This window comes from Serratia sp. JKS000199, assembly GCF_900215455.1.
Classification (GTDB): Bacteria; Pseudomonadota; Gammaproteobacteria; order Enterobacterales; family Enterobacteriaceae; genus Serratia; species Serratia ureilytica.
This window is the reverse complement of the sequence record NZ_LT907843.1, coordinates 911,258-936,727: the sequence shown is the minus strand read 5'-3', so window position 1 is coordinate 936,727 and position 25,470 is coordinate 911,258. Positions and strand designations below refer to the sequence as shown.

Below are 25,470 nucleotides of genomic sequence, written 5' to 3'. Positions count from 1 at the left end.
AATAATTTAGCGAAATGGAACCTAGGATAAAAAATTGGCCTAATGAAGACTACGAAGACTACGAAGACTACGAAGACTACGAAGACTACGAAGACTACGAAGACTACGAAGACTACGAAGACTACGAAGACTACGAAGACTACGAAGACTACGAAGACTACGCAGACTACGAAGGGAGAGTGAAACACAAGAACCTACTTATAGAAGAATTTAACAATAGCAGATGAAGCAAAGCCCTTAATATCCATTGACTCTTTACACTGAGTATAACATGAAAACGAGGATATTAACGCAGCGTAGCTAGTCAGATATAAAAGGTAGCGCTTCAACTAAATACTTTCTGTATTTTAAAAAAGCAATAATAATATCGAAGAAGTTCTGTTTATGAGCAATAAATTAAAAAGATAATATAGAAGGTGCAATAATCATGAGGATTATTGTTAGATCAAGAGAGGACTCATCTTAGAATGAGTCCTCCTGTGTGAAAATCATCATTGAAGTTAACTACTTCATGAAGATTGATAAGGCAGGATTGAATTAAGAAGAATATTACTATTAAAATGAGAGCCCCTCCTCCAGATTTTTAGGAGGGTGTAAAAATATTGTATCGTGAATAAGAAATCGTTCAATAAATAAAAATCAGCACTTCCGCATCATCCCGCAATTTTTTTTGTTTTGTGATTGGTAATAATATAGAAATAAGTCAGTATTATAAAACTATCGACAGTAAAGAAAGAAACCGTTGCTGTGAATATAGCCACGATAGCAACATCATAACTATCCAGTTTAAGTATCAAAAACGCAAATATCACTCCAACAAATCCTAACAGTCCCATATCCATAATTAATCCGGATAGCCCTACAGCAGGAATTAGGCCTTGTTCAGTGAGATAACCAATCAAGGGTTGATAATCTACGATACAGTTGTACTCAGTGTTGCATCCATAGAGAAGATTACCAATATTCATATGGAGCATAAGATATGATGCCGACAAACGGTGAGCAATGGAGTCATTAATGGTAAAGTAGCTCGGAGCCCCAATATTTAAAAATTGTGCCAATGATACAAAAATAACAATGAACCCGATAAAGGTTACAATAACCGGAACCTTTCTCAACAATTTTCTCATAGGGTGAAGAATAAAGAAAAGAACGAGCGTAATCGATGATTTCGAGAGACTGAAAAGATAACCAAGAAGAAAAAGTGATTTCTCGATGAAATTAAGCTTATGATCTCTTGAGCGTATCATGAAAGAAATAATTAGCAGAGAAGCAAAAAAACCGGCCTCTCGCGATAAACCTGACATGCGGGGAAAGAGGAAGAGTGTATATTGATTCGTAAAAGTCATCGTTGCGAACTCGCCCCAGAAAAACTTCGATATGGAGCCTGGACCAATCGCCGCAGAATAAGAGGGATTAATCTGATACGCAATGAATTGTATTATACACCATACAATCGATACGAGCATGCAACAATAGACTTTATTGGTAATAGGTGTTCCCACTTTGACGAGATAGGATACCCCTAAGATAAGCACAAAAGACTTAAGTGCTAAATCATATCTAAAGAATAAAAAACACATACTTAACCAAATAAAGATACAAAGCAAAACGGCCTTAGAAACCGCCCTAAAAGACCTAATATATTGATAATCAAAAAACACTAGCGGAATCCACAAGTAAATCGTCGTATTGGCAACGAAAGGACTTAAAGGACTTGCAATTATAAACAGTGCTATTAACCACCTTAAGGCTTTTAGATAAAAAGACTCACTACACTTACTGTTCTCAAGAAGCATATTCTCTGACACTATTGTCATCATATTTCCTTTCTTAGAAACTTATGACAGGCTAAAATCATTATAAAAATATGCACTTAACGGATGGACGCAAGTGCATATAAACTTAAATCACTTAATAAGCGCCATCTTTTTTAAGCACGACATTAATAGTTTTAAAAAGTATGGCGATGTCGTTCCATAGCGCCCAATTCTTAACGTACCATGCATCAAAATAGACTCGGGTATCATAATCAATATCATTACGACCACTAACTTGCCATAGTCCCGTCATGCCAGGTTTTGCCATCAAATAGTAGTCAACATCACCTGCATAACGCTCAAGCTCAGCCTCAACTATAGGCCGCGGTCCAACCAAACTCATTTCGCCAATAAAAACATTCCAAAGTTGTGGAAGTTCATCAAGACTAGTTTTCCGTATGAAAGAACCTATCTTAGTAATACGCGGATCATTTTTTAATTTGAAATCTTTATCCCATTCTTCACGCGCTACAGGATCATTAGCAAGTAATTCAGCCAAAACTTCTTGCGAATTTACAACCATTGAACGGAATTTTAAACACTTGAATTTTCTTCCGTCACGGCCGATTCTTTCATGCCCATAGATTGGCTTTCCACCATCACGTGATACCGTATAAGCTAAGAAAAGCAACACTGGTGACAAAACGAGCATTATTGCAAATGAACCGAAAATGTCAAAGATACGTTTAAGAAAACGCGATGAGCGTTTTGCTAAATTATTGCTGACCCTCAGAATCATTACCTCATGACTGAAAATAAATGACATATCCGTACCGTAAAGAGGTACTCCTCGCAGAGTAGGAATGACAGATACTGAACGACAATTATGCTTTGCTAAATTTTTTAGCCACCAATCACGCAAGCTATGTTGCTCAAATTCAAGAGCCACAATGAATTGAGTATTTTCTATGTCTGCAATTTCCCATAATTCCTTTTCACTATTAATTACAGAAATACCATTGTATTCTCTTTCACATGGTGAATCTGTGCACACAAACGCGGAAACGTTGAATCCTAAGACTTCTTCACTTTGTAGAGCAGCATATGCCTCAAATGCGTTGCGGCCAGATCCGATGATAATCGTATTCTTTTTCCACAAATTGAGTTTATTAAGAATGTGTTTGGCTAAGCTACGACCTAACGGAACAGCGACAAGGATCACCGCCCAGGTAACCAACCATAATAACCGAGAAAAGTTCCATTTTGAGAATGCAACTAATGCCAGATCTAGAACCGCGAAAATAATTAATGTTCTAATAATTTCTTTCAATTCAAACCAAAAAGGCTTCCGGTAAGAATAGTGTCTAAGTCGGGTCCAAAACCATCCAATGCAAATGACAGACAGGAAAAAATGAGATAAAAACCTCATATTAATTTCGTTTGCGGGAATAAAAGCAGACACGTTATCAAAAACAGAATATACAATACAATAAGCAAAAACAATTGCTAAATTGAAAAATAATAAATCAGCCGCAGCAAGAAATATTTTTGGGATAGCCCCCCCCCAAAACATATTATTTCTTTTCATCAGTTTTACCCATTTCTGAATAGCCTTAATCGTTTTATAAAAACCCGAATAAAATAAAATGCTACACTTATCTCAGCTGAAGCATTCTATTCGAGAACCTACGATAATAACTTAGTATGCTATTTTCTTACTCTCTTCAAATTGTTCCCACTTGGATGTGATATATTCACCCATTTCTTTCTTGAAACGTTCACATGAAAATTTCATCGCATGATTTCGACAATCTTCAGCGACAAAGTCATCTTTTATTTTTTCAAAATGCTGAACAGCAGCTATCACAGACTGAGGCGTTTGCTGATCAAACAGAATACCCGTTGGTTGTGTAACTCCAAACGGCCTTACCGTTTCGAGAGATCCCCCTTTTCCGTAAGCGATTACAGGAGTTCCACAAGCCTGGGCTTCCACTGGAGTAATACCGAAATCTTCTTCCGCTGCAAAAATAAATGCACGAGCTTTTTCCATGTATTTTTGCATTACATCATTGGGTTGATAACCTAAAATTTCAACATTCCCGGCTGCTTTCGACTTTATCTTTTTCATCTCACTGCCATCACCAATCACAACCAATTTTTTATCTGGCATGGCACTGAATGCATCAACAATAAGATCGACTCTTTTATAAGGTACAAGGCGTGATGCGGTGACATAATAATCTTCTTTTTCCGAGCAGAAGTTGAAACTCTCGACATCCACAGGCGGATAAATAACATCAGCATCGCGTCCATAAACTTTTTTTATTCTACGAGCAATAAATTGAGAGTTTGCCACAAAATGGTCAACGCCATTAGTAGTTCGACAGTCCCAAATCCTAATTTTATGTAGCAACCATTTCGCAAGCATTCCTTTCAATCCGCGATCTAAACCAGACTCTTTCAAATACTGGTGCTGTAAATCCCACGCATAGCGAATTGGTGAATGAACATAACTAATATGCAATTGGTCAGGTCCGGTGAGAACTCCTTTTGACACAGCATGTGAACTAGAAAGAATAACATTGTGACTAGAAACATCTAGTTGCTCTATGGCAAAAGGCATTAATGGAAGATATTTTTGGTATGCTCTCTTCGCCTTTGGCAAGGTTTGTATAAAAGTAGTTTTAGCTTTCTTTCCTTTGAAATTAATACGTGACTCATCCGATAAGAAATCAACAACAGAATATAAGTCAGCTTCTGGATAAATTTCAAAAAACTCTTTAATAACCTTCTCTGCACCGGCATACGTGACTAGCCAATCAGCAATAATTCCGACGTTGATTTTCTCTTGAAACATAGAAATTCCTTGAGCCATAACATTTATTCTCAGATGAACTGATGTGATATTAAGCGGATCAGTTTCTAATTTAAGCAATCAACAAGAGTATTCAATTGTTGTGCTGAGTTCACCCAAGAAAATCTTTTAACATTTTCGCGACCTTTTTCGATTAACTGAACACGAAGCGTTGGGTTATCTCTTATCATATACATTGCATTGACAATTTCAGATTCATCTTCTGGATTGAAGAAGATTGCACTATCCGACAAGACTTCTGGCATTGAAGCTGCGTTAGATGACAGAACAGGGCAATCACATGCTTGCGCCTCCAAAGGAGGAATACCGAATCCCTCATATAGGGATGGAAATATGAATGAGTATGCGTTTGAATAAAGTTCAACGAGTTCATCATCTGAAACTCGACCGAGAAATTCAATTTTATTTTTGCAATTTTTGATCAACTCATCCAAATCTATGCCGCCAAGATTCTGACTCTTCTCACCGATTATTTTTAAAGAGTAGCCATCAAATTTTTCTGCTTTTGAAAAAGCTTTTATTAAACCATGAAAATTCTTATGGAAACTAGGAGAAGAAACAGCCAAAAAATATTTATTTGCCTCCTGAGAGTTAGAGGTTATTGCTTTTTTTTTGAAAACATCACTTGATGCATTATAGATGACATTTATTCTATCTTTGCCATAATGGTAAACACTATCAATTTCATCCTTAGAAAACTCACTAACCGTTATTAATGCACGGCTATTCTTCAGCATCAAAGGAATAAAAGTGTTATAAATTGAGCGAAACTTCCATGAATAGCTTTGAGGGAATTTTTTATATGTAACATCATGGTGCGTTACGACCTGATTTCTATAAAAAACTGGGCCAGTATTGCCAAGATTAATCAGGAGTCCTCCTCCATTCTTCTTAAGGTAATTAGGAAGGGTTATTTGTTCCCAAAAGTGACCTCCCCTTTCTCCGATTTTAATTACATCAAGCTTAGATGCTATCTCGTCTCTCAAAATATCCGGAGGTGCCAGGAATACAACATCGCTTCTTATTTTTTTAAACTCAAGACTAATTTGCTCTGCAAATCGCTGTACTCCAGTCAGATTTTGGGTTAAAAATCTCGCGTTGACATATATCATAACCAGGTAAATACCTTATTTTTGACTATTAACTTTTAAACTAAGCACGCTAAAAAACTAGGGTAAGAGAGAAGTCTTACCCTAGTGTTAAAAACTAAATCCTAGCTTTTATACTCATATTGATAATAATCATAATAGTTAGTAGCCCGCCGCTCAACAGCATTCAAGATAATACCTTTAACTTCGATGCCATTTTGCTCAAAACGCCTCATACTTACTTCGATCTCTTTCACTGTATTCATCGCAAACCTAGCAACCATTAAAGATGTTCCAACATGGTGACCTATGATAGCTGCATCAGTAACAGCTAAAATCGGTGGCGTATCAATAAGCACGAGATCGTAATTTTTAGTAGCCCAATCAACAAGGTCTCCAAAACGTGAGGTCATCAGTAATTCAGCAGGGTTAGGTGGAACCTGACCACGAGAAATGAAGTCCATACCTTCTATATCAGTTTTCTTTATCGAGTTCTCTATTGCTATTTTTCCAGCTAAAATATCTGATAAGCCATTTGTTCCTTCAAAACCCAGCAAACTATGCGAATAACCTTTTCGCATATCGGCATCTATAATAAGAACCCTTTGCCCGGTTTGAGCAATAACAGCAGCTAAGTTAATGCTAACAAAAGTTTTACCAATATTAGGACTAGCACCAGATATCATTAAAACATTGTTTTTTGCCTCAAGCATTGCGAAATGCAAACTAGTACGAAGACTTCGAATAGCTTCAATAGCTAGGTCTGCAGGGTTTTCTGTAGAAAGAAGATTACCTTTGCCTGGTTGATAACGTTTTTTATAGTGAACAAACGTCTCTCTATCTTTCTTTTGTTGCCACTCAGAAAATGGAATGCTCGCATATACGTTTATTCCTTCCTGTTCAAGCTGCTCTGGGCTTTCAATGCCCTTATGCAACATTGTTTTTAGCAAAACAATACTTACGGATATCAGCAGGCCTAAAATTGTTGCAATGATAATAATTAACAACGTGCGTGGTTGTACAGGTTTGATCTGAGTGATGGCCGGATCAACCACACGGACATTACCAACTGTGCTCGCTTTGGTAATGCTTAACTCTTGCTGTTTATTTAATAACTGCATGTAAATTTCTTTACCTGCATCAACATCACGTGTTAACCGAATAATCTCTTGTTGAGTCTTCGGCATGCCATTAATTTTCTTATTTAAGTTACCTCGCTCTGTCTCCAATGTTTTACGCTTTTCTAACAATGCCCGATAGGCAGGGTGTTCTTTAGTGTAAAGCTTGGATATCTCGGCCTCTTTGAACGTTAACTCATTGAGTTGTGACTCTGTGGATACAATAGTATCCAGCATGGATTTCGCTTCAAGAGAGAGGTCGACAGAAGAGTTTTGTTGTCTGAAAAGATTCAGCTTATTTTCAGCCGTATCTAGTGACTCTCGTACGATCGGTAATTGCTCTTTTAAGAATGCCAGACTTTTTGCGGCCTCTTCCGACTTTCTTTCAACATTTTGCAATAAATAATTATTACTAATGCTTTGCAACACTTTTTTGCCTTGAACAGGATCAGTACTCAAATAACTGAGATTAAGAACACCGGTATCCTTTCCTTTATCCACAACAGTCAAAGCTTTTAAAACTGTATTTATCGCATTAATTTTGTGCACTTTTTCAACAAAAAAGCTCGTTTCCGGATCCGCATCAATATCTGTTACAAGTAAACTTGCAAAATCCGATGTTGATAGTGTACCAACTTGCCCTTTAAGAATTTCCTTATCATCAGCTAACAGAATATAATTATTTTTATCGACAACCTTAAGTTCCATCTGGGAACCAATCAGATCTTCACGTACATTAAGGCGCGAGAGTGCAATTTTTGGCTCTTTCTCTGAGATTAGCTGCTCCCAGACACGACCAAGAATAGGGAATCTTTTGACGGAAACTATAGTATCGAGACCAAGATCATCGACAGTTTTCCCTACTACCATCCTGGACTGGATCAATTCTATTTCGGTCGATGATGTACTGGAGTCATTGTTAGAGATCATTTGTGAAAGATCGCTAAGTATTGCATTCCCTGCCTTGTTTTCAACCTGAATTAAAGCATCTGATTGATAGACGGGAGTTGCGAATATGACATATACCATGCTCACAACAGAGAATAAAAGGGTTATACCAATAATCAACCAACGATGATCAATCAGTATTCCAAATAACCTGCCGAGATCGATGTCATCCTGACCATTGCCAGTAGTGCCAGCTCTTTTATTTTCAGTCATTATCATCTCTATTCATCAATTTAGTGCTTTAACCCATTTCTGAGCTGACTCAGCTAACAGCTTATAGACAAACTCAAAGACTTCGTCGCTCTTACGATAAGGGTCGACTACTTCTTTTCTATCGTTCCAATGGCCATAAAGCATCGTTTTGCCACGTGCCTCAGGTGCGAATTGACACACCGCATCAATATGCTTACGTTCCATAACAAGAATAAGGGAGCTCTTCCTGCACATTTCGGCGGTTAATTGGCGTGCAATATGCCCATCCAGACTTAACCCATGCTCATTAGCAACGTTGATGGCTTTGGCATCAGCAGAATTGCCCACCAAAGCAGAAATGCCTGCTGAGCTAATTTCTTTATGAGGAAGCAACTCCTTTAATAAACGCTCACCGATAGGCGAACGACATATGTTTCCGACACAAACAATTAAAATTGAATCAAACATGTCTCAATTCCTACGGCCAGTTTCGGATACGTAAGCTAGCTTCGGTTAGATTATTGAAGCTAGAGATTGTAGGCGCAAGCTGTACTATTACGCGGTTCCAACGAACGACAGGTGCAGCTGTAACATAAACAACATCATAAGGCTGCAAATGGAATTCAGTACCCATAACCATAGCAGTAGCATCAGCCATATTAAGTTGATATATATCCGCAATCTTTTTGCCTTGCGTTCCACGCAATGGTCGAATAACAAACACACCTGTTGCATCAGCAGTGTTTTGATCCAAGCCGGCAGAGTTACCTAATGCTTCTGTTAAGGTCATACCACTGCGATCCATTTTTAATGTCGCCGGGGATTTAACTTCACCCATAACAAAAACTTTTAAATCATCGTTACGTGGTACATAAATAATGTCACCAGGATAGAGCAACTGATTTTGAGTTAAATCACCATTCTGCATCAACTTTTGAAGCGATATTATTTGCTCTTTACCATTGTGCGTCAAAACTACATTTCGCCAATCGGCATTAGCACTGAGTCCGCCTGCAGCATTAATGGCATCTAATACTGTCAATGGAATATTGGTAATTGGCTGTTGACCTGACTTCTCAACCTCACCAGTAATGTAAGCTTTCTGAGATCTAAAGGCAGCTATATTCACATCTACTTGAGGACTTTCAATATATTGAGTCAGACGACTAGAGATTTCACTTCTTACCTGGCTGGCTGTTTTCCCTGAAACTTTTACCTTTCCAATGTAAGGGTAGAAAATAGTCCCATCGGATTGTACCCAGTTACCGGTATCACTCGCACTGCGATACTGACCTGCAGGCGTAGTTAGTTCTGGATGATCCCACACTGTGATGTTTAAAACATCACCAACACCAATTCTGTACTCATAATTCTTCGTTGCTTGCTCTAATAGCACGTTAGGCTGAGCAACAACTTTTACCGGTCTAAGTTTGGCGATAAGTGAGGGGGTCAAAGGGTAAATGTTGACTAGCTCATCAATCTGAAAGTCGCTATCTTCTTGTTTTACAACATTTTTGCTATCAGTTGTTAGGTGCTGACCGGGAGCAATTGCACATCCCGTTAGCATAGCTCCATATACAATGATTGCTAAAGCTTTAACTTTTGGATTTATCATTATTGATCACTACCATCTGAATATTTAAGTTAAATTTTTGGCGTTCGCTGGCGAATGTGAGCGATTATTTTACTCCGAAGAGACATCACAGAATCACCACTGACATCATATAGGCTGTCCGTAGGTAAGTAATCTAACATACCATCCCTAGCAGCAGCAATGATTGGCACATTTCTTTCCAAAGCTTCCAGCATAACAAGCGGCACGCCTTCGAACAGCGATGGTATTACTAGAAAATCAATCTTGTTCTTTTCTGCGACATCCCAAGAGTTGGTTGCCCAGCCATGAAACACCATCGATATATTATCTGGTAATTTTCCCTGCATGTTTTTTAAATTGTTTAGATCAGGACCATCACCCACTACATGCAATGCAATTTGATATTCGCCAATCCCTGAAAGGGCCTCTACTAATACATTATGTCCTTTTTGATGAAATTGCACACGGCCAATGATGAAAATATTAACGACATCAGTGACACAAAATTCCCGCACTGTGAAAGATGCTGAGGTTTTTTCAACGAAATTATGAACAATAAGGACTTTTGCTTTTCTATTTCTATTTATTATTTCTTTTTCAAAAACCTTCGATATCGTTATATAATTATTGCATAGCCTATAAGCTATGGTTGAAAAACTGTCTTTTAACCATGCAGCTTTTGCCGCCATTCTCTTGAAAGAATGAGCGTAAGGTATATAACTACTGACAGTTTTATTAAGCAATTTCCCCGCAACAAAGTAGCCCACCCCCTGGAGAATATCACCTTGAACAACAATGATTTTACTTCCCTTTGGGGTTGAACGCAGCAACCTTATGCAGCGCAGTACGTATACCGGATTAAAAAGAGCATGGAGAAACTCGGGTTTGAATAAATTAGCTTTAAATGATTCGTACGCAATTTCATTTTCTAACAGTGTTTTTTTTATTTTTATATTATCGCTAGGAACATACGCCAGAAAACTTCTTTCTTTAAATTCTTTTTGCTGTCTCAGTAACTTGATAAGTTCTATCGCCATAATCTCATGTCCACCCACTATTTTGGAGGGAAAAATGAAACATACTGGACAATCTTCAAGCGCTGAGGAAAAGAGTTTAATATCACTTTCTATCATATCATTCATACGCAGGGCTACCCGTACCTATACTACAATTTGGTTTTTATTTATAGGCAGTATTCATAAAAATAATGACTACTTTGTTTTAATAGCTAAAAGTCAAAGCAGTCCTTATTAGTATATTAAAAAATGTCTATGTCTATAGCGGCCAAGAAAAAATCATCCAACTAGAATATGGTGAACACTTGCGCTGAAGCTTTATAAATAAAACAAAATTTGCTATGACAATATCCATATAATGACGAGGATTTATTTTCGAGGCATTAAGCTAAATAGCATGCTACGGTGTAGCATCAAAAAATTAGCTCCGTGCAAAATCTTTGCATTTTGCTATCAATTCATTTGCATATTGAAGGTGAATGTCTTTGTTTTTGATAACAGTTCTAAGCCCTATTTTTTCACCAGAATACTCAAAGTTTGTAGTCGACTCAGCTTTATCATCAACATCAATTCTATTGAAGAAGTCAAACAGACCATCAAATCGACAATTGTCGACCTTATTCTTGAAGCCGCCATTAACGAAGATAACCGGAGTTCCCATAGCTAAGCACGGTAATGCTGTGTGAATTCTCGACGTCACTACCAGTCTTGCATTAGCCAAGCGTTGTAGGAAATCATCGGCTAACTTGAACCCTTCCTTCGCATCAATATACGGTATAATTTGTGTTTCAAACTTGGCTTGCTCTAATAATTCTGCATCGAAATACTGATTTAGTATTTTTTTACGGTGAGTGAATTCAAAAGCACGCCCATTTAGAATTCGTTTACCAAAGCGGAGAGGCTGACGGATTAGTTCAGGCAGCGTCTTTGAGTCATACATTACGTCGATGAAGTAGATATCATCAGTAACATTATTTCGCTTGTAAGTCTCTCCCAGGGTTAATGTCATACACCCCGAGTAATACGCATCAACCCCTTTTTTTTGTAACAAGTCACGTGTATAAAAATCGCGACAACCGATGGGAGAGTACTTTTTAAAATGCTCGATCGCTGCCGGAGTCAACATTTTTTCTGCGACAGTCGAGTTAATATGTATCGATACATATAACGGACTGACATCATCTGATGGTGGGAAATTTTCAGGTAAATCCATATACCAGGCATTCATAATCATTTTTGTTTTATTGCCTGCATATGAATTCATATGGTCACGAGGGATGAAATTATCCACATGCGGGAAGAATTGTTTAGCAGCTGTACTTTGGACATAGTCCCCAAGGTTAATCCAATTACGCTTAACATATACTTCACTTTCGTAAGTTAATACGCCATATTCATTATTCATTATTCAACCTTAATATATTAAACCCGTTTAAACCGATTTTTAATCATCATGATAATATTTACCCTCTCTTTTTTGCTCACAATAATTATAGAGAACATGAACAAGACGGCAAAGAGGTTAATTAACACCAGACTTACGACACCGAAGAAACCACCTACTATATAATAACTACAATAATGACTAAAAAAGATACAAACCAGAGCTACAAATACCAATCGAGGGAAGTCATATAATAAGAAACGATTGACGCTCACCCCTATGACCTTGCTTACATAAATGACTCTGAAAATCAATAAACCTAAAGTGCAAAATATTCGTGCTGATACTGCGATATAAATAGAGTAGCCGGCAGAGTAAAGAATTAGTGTCAGTACTAAAGAAAGTAGCATGATTGAAGAAACTATAATTTGATAGTTCCTTAGCTTTCCCACTGCATAGATTGCAGTCACATAAGGACCCGACATCGAATCTATCAGGACATATATAGCTACTATCTTTATAAGACCGACCAAATACTCGGGAGGCGTATTTAGCCAAATTCCGGCAATAATTTTCGCATCAATAAAAACCGGTATTGCAGAAACCATGACAACAAACGCAGTTAGTTTGCAAGATAGCGATAATAGAGACTCTACTTCACGATGGTTACCAATCGTATACTGCTTTATTATTTGAGGGTTAAATGCTGTCTGCAAGGTACCGATAATTCTATTAAAGGCAATTAATACTTGTTCTGCTAACCAGACAGCACCGTTCGCTACGACGCCTACAAAATAATAGGTTAGCAACGCTATCCCCTGAGACAACCCAACCACGCTTAGTGATCCCAGCATCGACCAGCTTGAGAAGAAGAAAATTTCCTTCAGCAAACCCGCGCTATCCTTCTGGCGAAGATTTATTTTACAAATACTTAACCGAGAAGTACAAAACTTAAGATAAACTGAAAAGACAAGAAAATAGCCTATTAGCAAGAATATCGCATACCAGATAATTTTATTTTCAGTCACCGAGACCGAGAAAATAAACACCATAAACCATCGCTGGAAGGCATCAAATATACCGATCTTGGCGAATAAATCCATTTTTTCACATGCAATCATTGATGCTATAAATGGCGTTTGCATTATTTGGAAGAGCAAAGAAAGAATTGATATTTGATAGACCCAAAATATATCATCGAGCCTTGCCTCTGGCACTTTTAACTTATGCAGCAAAAACCAAAGTCCGACTGTCTCTGCAATGATAATTATCAGGGCACATATAATCAAATGAACAATTATACTGACGTTAAATACTTTACTCGTCCAGGAAAAATCCATCTTTCCCAAGCCAACAGATAGAAAACGCTGTGTAGCCAACGCCGAAACATTCTGAATGAACGAGAACAGTATGATTATACTACCGACCAAACTATACAAACCGAAATCATAAACACCCAAGGCTTCCAGAACCATTCGTGATGTATATAGCGTCGCAAACATGATTAACAACATGCGACCATACAGCATGAAAGTATTTTTCGCCATTAATTTTTTATTGACCACTTAGAGTTCTCTTCTCAGTAAAATAAAACTGACGTCGAGCGCCCATAACTCACCTCCCCTTTCAGCCCCCTATCCTTATGATGTAAAGAGCATAATGAATTGCGGTTCTAGATACATTACATTGAGGCTTCGTTTAACCGAATTAGATTATCATAAACAATAAACTAATTTTCTCTTGTTAACATCAAGGACTTTTACGTAGCAAAAAGAAAGACGAGCAAACTCCCGATTGCTCGACTTTTTTAAATAATTTCTATACGGCTGTAGTTACTTAGCTGGCAGCGATCCAAAATCAAATTGTTTAAGCCATTCTCGAAATGCGCCACCCTGTATTGGATGGCGTATCCCATAAGTCACGAATGCCTGTAGATAACCAAGCTTCTCACCGCAGTTAAACGACTCGCCAACCAATCCAGTGGCCTCGACCGTCTGATACTTCAGTAATTCGGCTATAGCGTCCGTCAGCTGAATACGCCCCCAGGCGCCCGGCTCGGTTTTTTCCAGAATGGGCCAGATAGCGTCTGACAGTACATAGCGCCCAACAGCTGAATAGTTGGATTTTAGTTGAACACCGCTGTCCGGTTTTTCGATAATCGCGGTAATGGGTGAAGACTCACCTTGCCGCAACGCATTGTTCTGGCACTCCACAACGGAGTAATTGCGCAAAATGCGCTCATCCACAGGCTGTATCAGCACCTGGCTCAATCCCGTCTCTTCGAAACGAGAAATGAGGTGCGGCAGGTTATCTTTTCTAAGATCAGCTTTAGCATCGTCAAGCAACACATCTGGCAACAGCACCACGAAAGGAGAGTCTCCGATCAGTGGTTTAGCACAAAGCACTGCATGACCCAGCCCTTTAGGTTGCCCTTGCCGAATATGCATCAACGTTACGCCTTTCGGCGTTATCGATTGGACTTCATCCAACAACTGGCGCTTAACGCGTGCCTCGAGCATCGCTTCCAATTCAAAGGACGTATCGAAATGGTTTTCTATTGCATTTTTAGATGAATGCGTAACCAGAATGATCTCTTTGATGCCTGCCGCTACGCACTCATTAACAATATATTGAATCAAAGGCTTATCGACGATCGGCAACATCTCTTTAGGAATCGCTTTGGTCGCCGGTAGCATATGCATGCCAAGGCCAGCGACAGGAATGACAGCTTTCAACTTCGTCATGCTCGTCCTCTTCAATCTTGTGAACGTACTCAGCCACAATGTTAGTTGTTATTCAAGGCCTGCTTCAACCATCGCGAGAAATCTTCACCTTCTGTGGCATGGCGCAGACCGTATTGCACAAAGGCCTTCATATAACCGAGTTTATCGCCGCAGTCGTGTGATTTACCGCTCATATGGAAGGCTTCCACTATTTGCTCATCCATCAGCATGGCGATAGCATCGGTCAATTGGATCTCATCGCCGGCGCCAGGCGGCGTCTTCTCGAGCAGCGGCCAAATAGCGGCGGAAAGCACGTAGCGCCCCACAACCGCCAAGTTAGAAGGCGCTTCCTCACGCGAGGGTTTTTCAACCACTGCCGACATCGGCGCACTTTCGCCTGCAGCCAGTGCTACTCCCGCACAATCCACTACGCCATATTTTGACACATCCTGCTCTGGCACCGGTTCAACCATGATTTGGCTGCACCCTGTCGCCTCAAAACGCTGGATCATTTTAGCCAGGTTTTCTTTACGCAGATCCGCGGTGGCGTCATCCAGCAACACATCCGGCAACAAGACGACAAAAGGGGAATCCCCTACCATGGGTTTCGCGCACAATACCGCATGCCCGAGCCCTTTCGCTTGCCCCTGGCGCACCTGCATCACAGTCACATCCGGCGGACAAATGTTTTGCACTTCGTCCAGTAGCTGGCGTTTTACACGCGCTTCCAGCACGGCTTCCAATTCGAAAGAAGTGTCAAAATGGTTTTCAATCGCATTCTTGGACGAATGAGTGACCAATACGATGTCTTTGATACCAGCGGCAACACACTCGCTGACAATGTATTGGATAAGTGGCTTATCGACCACCGGCAACATTTCTTTAGGGATCGCCTTGGTGGCCGGCAACATCCGAGTTCCTAAACCCGCCACTGGGATCACAGCTTTCAGTCTTTTCTGCATTTCCACTTCCACAAGCAATTAACTGATTTATATAGTATAAACAACGAATTTTAGGCAAAATATGGCAGCGCAAACAATTCGATCAGACACGCTACCGCCCTTGGCTTATAGCTGCCAAAACGCTGTTATGAAAATTCCTGTACACAATCCAATGAACGCTAAGCACACTTCTGTACATGACAAAGAGCGCGCATCACACGTTGGTATTTCGCAGCTTGAAGAACAACGAGAATCTATGCCCTTATAACCAAAAAACGCGAGTTATCTTCGCTTATATGGCTAAGATTCTTATACTATTGACTTGCTGATACAAGCCTTAGATACCCGTGGCTAGGTGTTTTCAGAATAAGACTACTAACTCGCTGGAGCCGTGCAAATAATAGCATAAGAATCCTATTTCAATACGTTGATATCATTGATATTTAAAGCGTGTGTCTTTTATGAACAGCTTAGTTAGCATTCTCATACAGCGTTTCTCCATGATGCCAAGTACACCTGAATGAGCTTTGAATTATTGGTTTTTTTCTACCGAAATAACCTGTTTTCATCCATCTCCCCGGATTAGAGTTGAATTTTACCGCCTCAGCGCCCATCATTCCCGTGCGGCATAAGCCGTAGAACTTACAGGTGAAATTGGGCGTATGGAATGGATCGCTGATCCAACAATTTGGGCCGGCCTGGCCACATTGGTCGTGCTGGAAATCGTTCTGGGTATAGACAACCTTGTCTTCATCGCCATTCTGGCGGATAAACTACCAAAACAACAAAGAGATAAGGCTCGTGTCGTCGGTCTGTTGCTGGCGCTGGTGATGCGTCTGGCGTTGCTCGCCTCCATCTCGTGGCTGGCGACGCTGACCAAACCGATGTTCATCGTCGCAGAACACCCCTTCAGCGGCCGCGATCTGATCATGCTGGTCGGCGGGATATTCCTGCTGTTCAAAGCCACCATGGAGCTGAACGAGCGGCTGGAGGGCAAGGATGAAGAACAGCATGGCACACGCAAAGGCGCGCGCTTCTGGCCGGTGGTGGCGCAGATCGTGGTGCTGGATGCCGTCTTCTCGCTCGACTCGGTGATCACCGCGGTCGGCATGGTCGACCACCTGGCGGTGATGATGATCGCGGTCTGTATCGCCATCGGCCTGATGCTGCTAGCCAGCAAACCGCTGACGCGCTTCGTCAACGCTCACCCGACTATCGTCATTCTGTGCCTGAGCTTCCTGCTGATGATCGGTTTCAGCCTGGTGGCGGAGGGCTTCGGCTACCACATTCCGAAAGGCTATCTCTACGCGGCGATCGGCTTCTCGGTGATGATCGAAGCATTGAACCAACTGGCGCAATTCAACCGCCGTCGTTTCCTGTCGAAGGTGCGGCCGCTGCGCGAGCGTACCGCCGAGGCGGTGCTACGCATGCTGAGCGGCAAACATGAAGAAGCCGAGGTCGACAGTCATTCCGCCAATCTGCTGGCCGACAGCGACAGCGAAAACGGCGAGATCTTCAATCAGCAAGAGCGGCGCATGATCGAACGCGTGCTGGGTATGGCGCAGCGCACGGTCAGCAGCATCATGACCTCGCGTCACGACGTCGAATACCTTGAGCTGAACGATCCGCAGGAGAAGCTGACGCAATTGCTGGAGCGCAATCAACACACGCGCATCGTGGTGGTAGAAAGCAGCGCCAGCGATGAGCCGTTGGGCGTTATTCACACTATCGACGTCCTCAAACAGCAGCTGGCGCAGGCGCCGCTGGATCTGCGCGCGCTGATACGCCAACCGTTGATCTTCCCGGAACAGCTCACGCTGTTGAGCGCCCTTGAGCAATTCCGCCAGGCACAGACGCACTTTGCCTTTGTGGTCGATGAGTTCGGTTCCGTCGAAGGCATCGTCACCCTGACGGACGTGATGGAAACCATCGCCGGCAACTTGCCGGAGGCCGGCGAAGAGGTGGATGCACGCCACGACATTCAGCAAAACGAGGACGGCAGCTGGATCGCCAACGGCTATATGCCGCTGGAAGATCTGGTGTTGTACCTGCCGATGCCGCTGGAAGAAAAGCGCGAATACCACACGCTGGCGGGGCTGCTGATGGAACACAGCCAGCGCGTGCCGCAAGAAGGCGAACAAATCACGATCGGTGACTACCTGTTCGAGCCGTTGGAGGTCAACAGCCACCGTATCCTGAAAGTGAAAATCACCCCGCCTCCCCCACCGGAGGACTACGAGGTTTAACATTGAGGCCGGGTATTGCCCGGCCTTGGTTTTACTGGGGAACCAGCAACTCCGTCGCCACGATCACCACCACCAGCCCGACAATCACCGGCACCGAAGTGCGCTTCACCACGTCGAACGGTGAGATTTTCGCCATGCCGGAGACCGCCACCACCACGCCGGAGACCGGCGACAGCGTGCGGCCGAGGTTAGACGCCTGCAGCATCGGGATCACCAGATAAGCCGGGTTAACGCCCATTTGCGCCGCCAGTTTCGGGATCAGTTCGACAAACGCATAGAACGGCGCATTGCCGGAGCCGGTGGTCATGGCCGCCAGCATGGTGATCACCACCAGCACCAACATCATGATCAAACCGCCGGTGCCGAACGACTGCGCCAGCCCGATCAACCCGCTGATAAAGCCGACGGTGCTCAACCCTTGCGCGAAGACCCCGGCGGCCACCAACAGCATGACCACGCTGGAGAATGCGTCCGCCATGCCGCGATAAGCCACTTCCAGGCCGCTGAATACCTGTTTCGCGCTGAAACTGCGCACGAACTCAATCAATGCCGCCAACAGTATGCAACCCACCAACACGGTAATGATGTGCAGCTCCGGTCCCCATTTGCCGTCGAAAATCAGCACGCCGAGGATCGGTGTAAACGGCAATATCGCGTAAAATCCCGGCGCATGGGTTTTGATTTCGCTGACGTCCATGATGTGATGCTGTTCATTGCTCTTTCTGTCGAGATAACGCTGCCAGAAAAAATGCGCCACAGCCATGCAGACAATGGCGGCAATCGAGATAGGCAGCGTGGTTTTGAACGCGAAGTCCACCAGCGGCATCTCCGCCGCTTTGGCCGCCAGCACCACGTCGCCGGAGGTCGGTGCCAGAATAATCGCCGCCGGCGAAGCGCAAATGGCAGCCGCCGCGCCGCGGCTGATGCCCACGTTCACCATCAACGGGAACAGCGTCGCCATCAGCAGCACGCCGAGGCCAGTGGCGGAAGAGACCGCCAGCGACATCAGGCAAGCGACAAAATACGCCGCCACCATCAGCAGATAAGGCGAATTGATCATCTGCAGCGGACGCGAAGCCAGCTTGACGACCACGTCGTTGGCGCCGATATGCGTCATGTAGGCGGCAAAGCCGCACAGCATCATGATCATCATGCCGAGATCGCCGCCGCGGCTCATCAGCAAAATCTTGACGTATTCGATCATGTCGGTCGCGCGCCAGCCGGTTGAGGCGGCGCCGGACGGCAACAGCGTTTTCCCCATCAGGGCGCTGATGCCGAGCAGCAGCAGCCCTCCCACCAACAAGACGCCGGTAGCGGAATATCCCTTGATAATGTAACGGCCCACACAGGCAGCAACGGTAATCCCAATAGCGAGCTCAATCATAAGTAACCCCGGAGAGAATAGACCAATATAGACTATGGAAACTGAACGCCTTAATCGTGATACAAATCAAACAAAATAGGAAATCTCTCAATTAATTGATTACACCTTGAACAACAAGAATAATCTAATAATAACGCCATCTCTTTTTATAAAAACAATTCAGTAACACCTTGAAAAAACATTTAACAACTTGTGATTTACAAGCTTTTATCAGATGCTACTATCGCAGATGACCGTCATCTGACAGTGTTTTTTATGGGTGGACATATGAACAGAAGAGATTTGGTAAAAACTATTATAGCAAGCACTTCAGGTATTTTAGTAGGAAAATCTTATGCTGAAGATAATGTCAGAAGTATTATATCCAGCAGCACAGAACAAGATCTATCTTCAAGTAACAGTTTATCTGTCCTCTCATCAAAACTATCCGGCTACGATGGTGCCAAGTATATAGGCCGCTGCCCCGACATTGATACATTAAGAAAAATAACCCCTCAATTTCCTGGGCAAAAAATTGATGTGGTTAGCTTTTACTCAACTAATGACATTAAATCGACAGGAGGGGGGGAGTTTTATTCTGCTCGATCAAAAGACCTAAAAGAAAAAAATGGCATTGTTGTTAGGGTTGATGAAAGCTGGTGTTGGATACGAGTTGACTCCGTATCGACAAATATTTGGCCAATTGAATGGCTAGGTGTCAGGGTCGGTTCAGCTCAGTACGGCGAGGACAACTCAAATATTCTCCAAGAGTCAATGGTAAATAACTACCGAGTTGAATTAGTTTTTCCGAGCGGCGTCACTTACCTCAAGCCAGGAATATTGCGGATACCTGGTAATTGGGCAGGAGTTCTGAGAGGGAGCAATACAAGAAACTGTATAATATCGCCAAGCGAAGACCCTAAAAATCCGGACACGATACTTTTAGAATATAATCATGAAAAAATATTCAGCTGGGGATTAAGAATAGAAAATATTTCGTTCGATGGTAATAACTATACGTTGAGCGCCCTACGTATTAATAATGTCGGATATATTTATACCAATAATCTACAGATCTACTCTTTTCATGGTTGCAATCTTTGGTTGGATAAAGTACAAGACTCTGTTTTTGAAGCAACTAATATTCAAGATGGAGGTTATTCTAACGGTGATGCTAGCGATAATTCGCAAACAACACATCCTGCATTATTATTAACGAGCACAATAAAAAATGATGCATGCAACATGATAAGATTTAATAATTGTCAAATAGAAAATAATAAGTGTAGTCCTTATGTTCGCATTAAAAGTGGAATTGGCCTCATGTTCACCCAAACACATGCTGAGGTTAGAAACCCAAATCAATGGGGGAAAAGAGACTTTTTAGAGGTTGATAGTGCTGATGTACAAATAATCGAGCACGCAGGTTCTCGTTTCAGAAATGCAGTATTAATTAAAGGATATGGCGCAACCACGATAAGCGGAGGGCGTGCATTAGGTGGTGATATTAAGACCATAGCGGAGGGGAAAAGAGGTGCTATTTCTTTATCCAATTGCCGCACAGGAAATATATTAATTTCAGCCTACGGTGGAAATCACCAGTTTTCAAACGTCTACGCAGCTGATGTCATATTAAATAAAACTGCGGGCTCTATAAGATGGTTTGGTGGCGCGATAGGTCAATTGTCAGTAAATGGCTCGGTCAATCCATCTCTTGGGGTTCATTTTGATGGTGTTATCGCATCTAAAGACGTTTATTTCAATGATAAACTCAATAACAGAAATTTATCTCATTCATTTATAAATAGTACTGTACTAGGAAGTGTGATTTTTAACTGCATTAATGGCGTATATTACGCAAACAATGTTGTAGGGAAAGAGTCAATAGGAGCAGAACAGAAAATTTCAATCCCAAGCAATGTGCGAACAATTTACAGTAATGCGGTGCCTACATCTGGTAGTTACAATCAAGGAGATAGAGTCATAAATAATCTCCCCATAGCTGGTAGCTGGGATGGTTGGAGATGCGTAGAATCAGGCTCTCCAGGTGTATGGAAAGGTTACGGAAAAATCGCCGATTAATTCCACTCATGTTAGATCAAGGGGGCAAAGCCCCCTTGATGTTATTCAAAGCTTGTCGAGCAGCTTTTTCAGATCCTGACCTTCGCGCGAATCCTTGTTCTTTTCAGCCCATTTGTTCAGCGCATCTTTAGCCCGATCCTGCAGCGTTTTACGCAACACCTGATCGACCTGCAGTTGATAGTTGAGCTGTTGCCACGGCCCATAGACCCGCAGCGGGATCGGCGTTTTTTGCAGTTGCTCGATCAGCTCGCCGCGCCCTTGCCATCCGCCGGTGACGCGCACGTTAAGCGCCATATCGCACTGTTTGCCCGGCATATCGATGCTGCCGGCGCCGGTCAGCGCCAGCAAAGGAGAATCCGCCGTCAGACCGCTGAGCTTGATCGTGCCCTGATTCAGACTGGCCTGCGCCGAGACGTTTTTGACCTCGGTATAACGCTGATAGCTGTCTTGCCCGCGCACGCTGTTATCGTTGCGCGCCACAGCCTGCTGGATCAGCTGCTGAATGTTCAGGCCATGCAGTTGCGCATCCTGCATCGCCAGCTGCGCCGTACCGCGCCAGCGGCGCTCAAATGACTGTGAAGAGAGGCGATCGCCGGTCAAATCCCCTTTCATGCTGAATTTGCCGGTCAACATCTGCGGCATGTCGAAGGCTTTGAGCACCGTGCCCAGTTCAACCTGGTTCAGCGCCGGCTGCACGCTGATCACCGGTTTATTGCCGCGCGCGTCCAGCGAGCCCGGCAAGGAGAAATCACCGCCGGCCAATTGTCCGGCGAGTTTATGCAGCGTCAGCAGTCCGCGTTGGTTGTCCGCCACGACGGCCAACTGAGTGACGTTCATACCGCGATAGGTCAACTGCGCGGCCTGCAGATTCAACTGCGCATTGAAATCGCGCAGCGCCTCTAAATTCTGCTGCCGATCGTCAACCTGGCTGGCGATCACCGGCGCGGAAGTCACAGCGGGTTGTTCGGCGGTATTGGTGCTGGATTGCCAGCCGGAGAGCGCATCGAGATCGAGGTTAGCCGAATTGAGGTTCACCACATAGCCGGGCACCGCCCCCAGCGTGGCGCTGATATCGCCGGTCAATTGGCTGTTATTGGCACTGACGCTCAGCTGGCTGACGGCAATCTGCGCCGGCGTCTGCTGATAGACCACCTGCGCATTGCCCTCTCCCTGAATACCGCCGTTCGGAATATCCGCACCCGCCAGTTGATAATTGAACTGGGTGACTTTGGCGCCAATCTGGCGAGGGAACTGCTGCAAGTCGACATCGGCCGCCATGCTGAAGGTCAGGTCGCGCTGATCGCGATTGACCCGGCTGGAAAGTTCCAGCTGCGCCTGTCGCGTCTGCGTTTGTTGCAGGGTGAGATTGATATCCCGGACATTAATTTGCTCATTGTCGGCGCGCTGCCAAATCAGCAGACTGTCCACGACCCGCAGATTATCGATATCGAACTTCCAGGCCGCATCTGCCGCGTCTGTGCCAGTGCCGGCCGGCGCGATCGGGGCATCCATCTGCGAATGCTCTTCGCTATCGGGCGTGAGGAGAATGACGGCGTTTTTCAGCATCACCTGTTTCACAAACAGCTGATGCGACAGCAGAGGCAACAGTTTGACATCGAGGCGCATATTTTCCGCGCTCACTACCGGCGCTTTCGCGCCCGGCGCGGTCAGCGTCATGCGCCCGGCCAAAATGCTGAGCTGCGGCCAGATATGCCAGCGCAGGTCGCCTTCGAGCGTCAGCTGATAGCCGCTCTTCTGCTCGACCTTTTTGACCATGTAACCGCGAAAATCATTCGGATTGACCAGCAGTACCAGCGCGGACATCCCCGCCACCACAACCACCAGTAAAATCGCCAATGTCGTCAGTAATCTTCTCATGCCACCCTCTTGTCAGCGCCACACCGACGGTGCATCCCGCGCCGTTAGTCCTTGTCGATTCGACTGGCTACTGCGCCCTGCTGATCGCGATATTTTGCGTCCTGCCGGCTGTTGTATGGCCGGGCCGCCGGGCCGGACAACGGTTCAAAGCTCAAGGCCCCGATCAGCATGCCCGGCCGCAGCGCCAGCGGCAGCTTGCCGGAGTTGTAAAATTCCAGCACGATGCGTCCGTGCCAGCCCGGATCGATACGGTGCGCAGTGACGTGCACCATCAACCCGAGGCGCGCCAGAGAAGAACGGCCATCGAGCCAACCCACCAGATCGTCCGGCAGCGTCACGGATTCGAACGTCACCGCCAGGGCCAGCTCGCCGGGATGAAGGAAAAACGCCTCGCCTTCCGGCAGGACAATCTCGTCGCTCATCACGCGATCCAACGCAGCGCTGACTTCGTCTTTCGGCCCGCTCAGATCGATAAAAGGCGCGGTATGGCCGCTGAACACGCGGAACTGGTTGCCCAAACGGACATCTACTGTGGCCCCGTTGATGCGTTCGAGCGGCGGACGCGGGGAAATCACCAGTTTCTCGCTATCCAGCCAGGCTTCTATATCGCGGTCGCACAGTCTCATGTCTCTCTTCTCCATCAAAACGCGTAACTAAACAAAAATTGCCACACAACGGGCGAAAGGTCTACGCCGGGGTGCAAATAGTTGGCCACCGGCCGGAAATACACATTCCCGGCCATTAAACGGCATTATTCAAAGAATTGGCTGATTTTGGCTTTCAGAATATCGATCGCGATGCGGTTTTTGCCGCCGCGCGGGACGATGATATCGGCGTATTGTTTGGAAGGTTCGATAAACTGCAGGAACATCGGGCGCACGGTCTTCTGGTATTGCGCCATCACCGAATCCATCGAGCGGCCGCGCTCGTTGACATCGCGCTTCATGCGGCGCATCAGGCAGATATCCAGCGGCGTGTCGACGAAGATCGAGAAATTCATCTCCTGGCGCAAGCGGATATCCGTCAGCAGCAAGATCCCTTCCAGAATAATGACTTTTTTAGGTTTCAGGTGGACGGTTTCTTTCTTGCGCGTGTGCTCGGTGTAGCTGTACAGCGGCAGTTCGATCGCTTTGCCGGCCTTCAGCATCTGCAAATGCTGGAACAGCAGGTTGTGATCCATGGCGCTCGGGTGGTCATAGTTGGTTTTGACCCGTTCTTCCATGGTCAGGTGACTCTGGTCTTTATAGTAACTGTCTTCTGGAATAACGCCGATGTGCTCATCGCCGACCTGCTCGCGGAGTTCGCGGTACAACGTGCTGGCAATAAGGCTTTTTCCGGAGGCAGATGCGCCAGCTATACCAATAATGACGCACTGATGCGGATTGTCAGTCATAAAATTAAAGACCTGATTTCGTAATGTGAAGGGAGGGAACTAAAACGCGACAATTATAGGGAGTCGTCGGGGTTTGCGCCACTGTATATTGCGCGACGGCGGGCGAATTCAGGCTATCGCGCCGTACCGGCGATATGACATTTTAAGAATCTCACGGCTAGGGCAATGCCCCGCAACAGGTTACACTCCTGCGCTGACTTAGGGACCCCGTAGTCTTTCATCGGAGAGTGATGTGCTGGATTGGTATTTTTTGACTTTTTTCGGCGACAGTATGCTGCTGCTGCCCTGCGCGCTGATTCTGTTTTTGTTGCTGATCGTGTTTCCCGCCACTCGCGCGGCAGGCTGGCAATGGGCGCTGATCTTCGGTTTCACCGGCGGGCTGGTCTGCCTGTCCAAGTTGGCCTTTATGGGCTGGGGCATTGGTAGCGCAAGTTATGACTTCACTGGATTCAGCGGCCATTCGGCCCTCGCCGCGAGCATCTGGCCGCCGCTGCTTTGGGCTTTAACCGGTCGATTTTCCCATCCGGTGCGCAGCATCGCGTTGTTGACCGGGTGGATATTGCCTTTCACCATCGGCGTGTCGCGCCTGGAAATCCGCGTGCATTCGGTATCCGAGGTCATCAGCGGGCTGATTTTAGGCTACCTGGCCAGTGCGCTGTTTTTATGGCTGCAGCGAGGGAAAGCGCGACCACAGCTTGCCTGGTCGCATTTGGCCATTGCGCTGGCCTTGCCGTTGGCGCTGATGGGGCAGCGGCAGCCGGCCCCCACCCAGGGATTGCTGGAACATATCGCCAAAACGCTGGCGCAGATCGAACGCCCTTATATCCGTGCCGACCTGCACAAGCCTACCCGTACCCCATAAAAAAACC

19 protein-coding genes are annotated in these 25,470 nt (G+C 44.5%); 3 read left to right on the top strand and 16 right to left on the bottom strand.

The features are described from left to right. Positions 1-653: 653 nt before the first annotated feature. The 12 genes from CPH57_RS04575 to galU form a co-directional block, all read right to left on the bottom strand. Positions 654-1,820: a hypothetical protein gene (locus tag CPH57_RS04575; protein ID WP_046686721.1), complete on the bottom strand. Its 1,167-nt coding sequence runs from the start codon at positions 1,818-1,820 to the stop codon at positions 654-656. A 94-nt stretch (positions 1,821-1,914) separates the two neighbouring features. Continuing rightward, complete coding sequence (wbaP, locus tag CPH57_RS04570; RefSeq protein ID WP_046686720.1) at positions 1,915-3,348, bottom strand: undecaprenyl-phosphate galactose phosphotransferase WbaP; 1,434 nt, start codon at positions 3,346-3,348, stop codon at positions 1,915-1,917. A gap of 111 nt (positions 3,349-3,459) precedes the next feature. Continuing rightward, entirely contained in the window at positions 3,460-4,617 is a 1,158-nt protein-coding gene (locus tag CPH57_RS04565; RefSeq protein WP_046686719.1) for a glycosyltransferase family 4 protein, read from the bottom strand. Positions 4,618-4,682: 65 nt separating this feature from the next. Next, complete coding sequence (locus CPH57_RS04560; RefSeq protein WP_071845077.1) at positions 4,683-5,747, bottom strand: glycosyltransferase family 1 protein; 1,065 nt, start codon at positions 5,745-5,747, stop codon at positions 4,683-4,685. Between the two features lie 101 nt (positions 5,748-5,848). Then, positions 5,849-8,002 carry a tyrosine-protein kinase Wzc gene (gene wzc / locus CPH57_RS04555; protein WP_046688446.1) on the bottom strand — a complete coding sequence of 718 codons (2,154 nt, stop codon included), beginning with the start codon at positions 8,000-8,002 and terminating at the stop codon, positions 5,849-5,851. Between the two features lie 15 nt (positions 8,003-8,017). Then, positions 8,018-8,449 carry a protein tyrosine phosphatase gene (locus tag CPH57_RS04550; protein WP_096242084.1) on the bottom strand — a complete coding sequence of 144 codons (432 nt, stop codon included), beginning with the start codon at positions 8,447-8,449 and terminating at the stop codon, positions 8,018-8,020. A gap of 10 nt (positions 8,450-8,459) precedes the next feature. Next, complete coding sequence (locus CPH57_RS04545; RefSeq protein ID WP_071845078.1) at positions 8,460-9,596, bottom strand: polysaccharide export protein; 1,137 nt, start codon at positions 9,594-9,596, stop codon at positions 8,460-8,462. A gap of 29 nt (positions 9,597-9,625) precedes the next feature. Further along, positions 9,626-10,717: a glycosyltransferase family 4 protein gene (locus tag CPH57_RS04540; protein ID WP_046686716.1), complete on the bottom strand. Its 1,092-nt coding sequence runs from the start codon at positions 10,715-10,717 to the stop codon at positions 9,626-9,628. 295 nt (positions 10,718-11,012) lie between these two features. After that, positions 11,013-11,996 carry a polysaccharide pyruvyl transferase family protein gene (locus CPH57_RS04535; protein WP_046686715.1) on the bottom strand — a complete coding sequence of 328 codons (984 nt, stop codon included), beginning with the start codon at positions 11,994-11,996 and terminating at the stop codon, positions 11,013-11,015. Positions 11,997-12,013: 17 nt separating this feature from the next. Next, entirely contained in the window at positions 12,014-13,540 is a 1,527-nt protein-coding gene (locus CPH57_RS04530; RefSeq protein WP_046686714.1) for a membrane protein, read from the bottom strand. Between the two features lie 267 nt (positions 13,541-13,807). Then, positions 13,808-14,719, bottom strand: a complete 912-nt coding sequence (locus CPH57_RS04525) for a sugar phosphate nucleotidyltransferase (protein WP_046686713.1) — start codon at positions 14,717-14,719, stop codon at positions 13,808-13,810. A 41-nt stretch (positions 14,720-14,760) separates the two neighbouring features. Then, a complete protein-coding gene (galU, locus tag CPH57_RS04520; protein WP_046686712.1) occupies positions 14,761-15,660 on the bottom strand; it encodes a UTP--glucose-1-phosphate uridylyltransferase GalU in 900 nt (299 codons plus the stop codon). A 641-nt stretch (positions 15,661-16,301) separates the two neighbouring features. Here galU and CPH57_RS04515 point away from each other — a divergent pair. After that, positions 16,302-17,885: a TerC family protein gene (locus tag CPH57_RS04515; protein WP_046686711.1), complete on the top strand. Its 1,584-nt coding sequence runs from the start codon at positions 16,302-16,304 to the stop codon at positions 17,883-17,885. 31 nt (positions 17,886-17,916) lie between these two features. On the opposite strand, the gene dcuC is transcribed toward CPH57_RS04515, so the two are convergent. Beyond that, entirely contained in the window at positions 17,917-19,269 is a 1,353-nt protein-coding gene (dcuC, locus tag CPH57_RS04510; RefSeq protein ID WP_046686710.1) for an anaerobic C4-dicarboxylate transporter DcuC, read from the bottom strand. 267 nt (positions 19,270-19,536) lie between these two features. Between dcuC and CPH57_RS04505 the strand changes: the two genes are divergently transcribed. Continuing rightward, positions 19,537-21,330: a hypothetical protein gene (locus CPH57_RS04505; RefSeq protein WP_071845079.1), complete on the top strand. Its 1,794-nt coding sequence runs from the start codon at positions 19,537-19,539 to the stop codon at positions 21,328-21,330. A 45-nt stretch (positions 21,331-21,375) separates the two neighbouring features. On the opposite strand, the gene asmA is transcribed toward CPH57_RS04505, so the two are convergent. From asmA to udk, 3 genes are all read right to left on the bottom strand, one after another. Next, the gene (asmA, locus tag CPH57_RS04500) at positions 21,376-23,208 is read right to left on the bottom strand and encodes an outer membrane assembly protein AsmA (RefSeq protein WP_046686709.1); all 1,833 of its coding nucleotides are present in this window, start codon (positions 23,206-23,208) and stop codon (positions 21,376-21,378) included. Positions 23,209-23,252: 44 nt separating this feature from the next. Continuing rightward, on the bottom strand, positions 23,253-23,834 hold the full coding sequence (gene dcd, locus CPH57_RS04495; RefSeq protein ID WP_019454407.1) for a dCTP deaminase: 582 nt from the start codon (positions 23,832-23,834) through the stop codon (positions 23,253-23,255). A gap of 125 nt (positions 23,835-23,959) precedes the next feature. Further along, entirely contained in the window at positions 23,960-24,601 is a 642-nt protein-coding gene (udk, locus tag CPH57_RS04490) for a uridine kinase (protein ID WP_033642454.1), read from the bottom strand. Positions 24,602-24,833: 232 nt separating this feature from the next. Here udk and CPH57_RS04485 point away from each other — a divergent pair, with 232 nt between their 5' ends. After that, complete coding sequence (locus tag CPH57_RS04485) at positions 24,834-25,463, top strand: phosphatase PAP2 family protein (protein WP_033642453.1); 630 nt, start codon at positions 24,834-24,836, stop codon at positions 25,461-25,463. Positions 25,464-25,470: the final 7 nt, after the last annotated feature.

Coding starts and splice junctions, on each gene's coding strand:
- CPH57_RS04575 (WP_046686721.1), bottom strand. CDS start 1,820: ATGACAATAGTGTCAGAGAATATGCTTCTTGAGAACAGTAAGTGTAGT.
- wbaP (WP_046686720.1), bottom strand. CDS start 3,348: ATGAAAAGAAATAATATGTTTTGGGGGGGGGCTATCCCAAAAATATTT.
- CPH57_RS04565 (WP_046686719.1), bottom strand. CDS start 4,617: ATGTTTCAAGAGAAAATCAACGTCGGAATTATTGCTGATTGGCTAGTC.
- CPH57_RS04560 (WP_071845077.1), bottom strand. CDS start 5,747: ATGATATATGTCAACGCGAGATTTTTAACCCAAAATCTGACTGGAGTA.
- wzc (WP_046688446.1), bottom strand. CDS start 8,002: ATGACTGAAAATAAAAGAGCTGGCACTACTGGCAATGGTCAGGATGAC.
- CPH57_RS04550 (WP_096242084.1), bottom strand. CDS start 8,449: ATGTTTGATTCAATTTTAATTGTTTGTGTCGGAAACATATGTCGTTCG.
- CPH57_RS04545 (WP_071845078.1), bottom strand. CDS start 9,596: ATGATAAATCCAAAAGTTAAAGCTTTAGCAATCATTGTATATGGAGCT.
- CPH57_RS04540 (WP_046686716.1), bottom strand. CDS start 10,717: ATGAATGATATGATAGAAAGTGATATTAAACTCTTTTCCTCAGCGCTT.
- CPH57_RS04535 (WP_046686715.1), bottom strand. CDS start 11,996: ATGAATAATGAATATGGCGTATTAACTTACGAAAGTGAAGTATATGTT.
- CPH57_RS04525 (WP_046686713.1), bottom strand. CDS start 14,719: ATGACGAAGTTGAAAGCTGTCATTCCTGTCGCTGGCCTTGGCATGCAT.
- galU (WP_046686712.1), bottom strand. CDS start 15,660: ATGCAGAAAAGACTGAAAGCTGTGATCCCAGTGGCGGGTTTAGGAACT.
- CPH57_RS04515 (WP_046686711.1), top strand. CDS start 16,302: ATGGAATGGATCGCTGATCCAACAATTTGGGCCGGCCTGGCCACATTG.
- dcuC (WP_046686710.1), bottom strand. CDS start 19,269: ATGATTGAGCTCGCTATTGGGATTACCGTTGCTGCCTGTGTGGGCCGT.
- CPH57_RS04505 (WP_071845079.1), top strand. CDS start 19,537: ATGAACAGAAGAGATTTGGTAAAAACTATTATAGCAAGCACTTCAGGT.
- asmA (WP_046686709.1), bottom strand. CDS start 23,208: ATGAGAAGATTACTGACGACATTGGCGATTTTACTGGTGGTTGTGGTG.
- dcd (WP_019454407.1), bottom strand. CDS start 23,834: ATGAGACTGTGCGACCGCGATATAGAAGCCTGGCTGGATAGCGAGAAA.
- udk (WP_033642454.1), bottom strand. CDS start 24,601: ATGACTGACAATCCGCATCAGTGCGTCATTATTGGTATAGCTGGCGCA.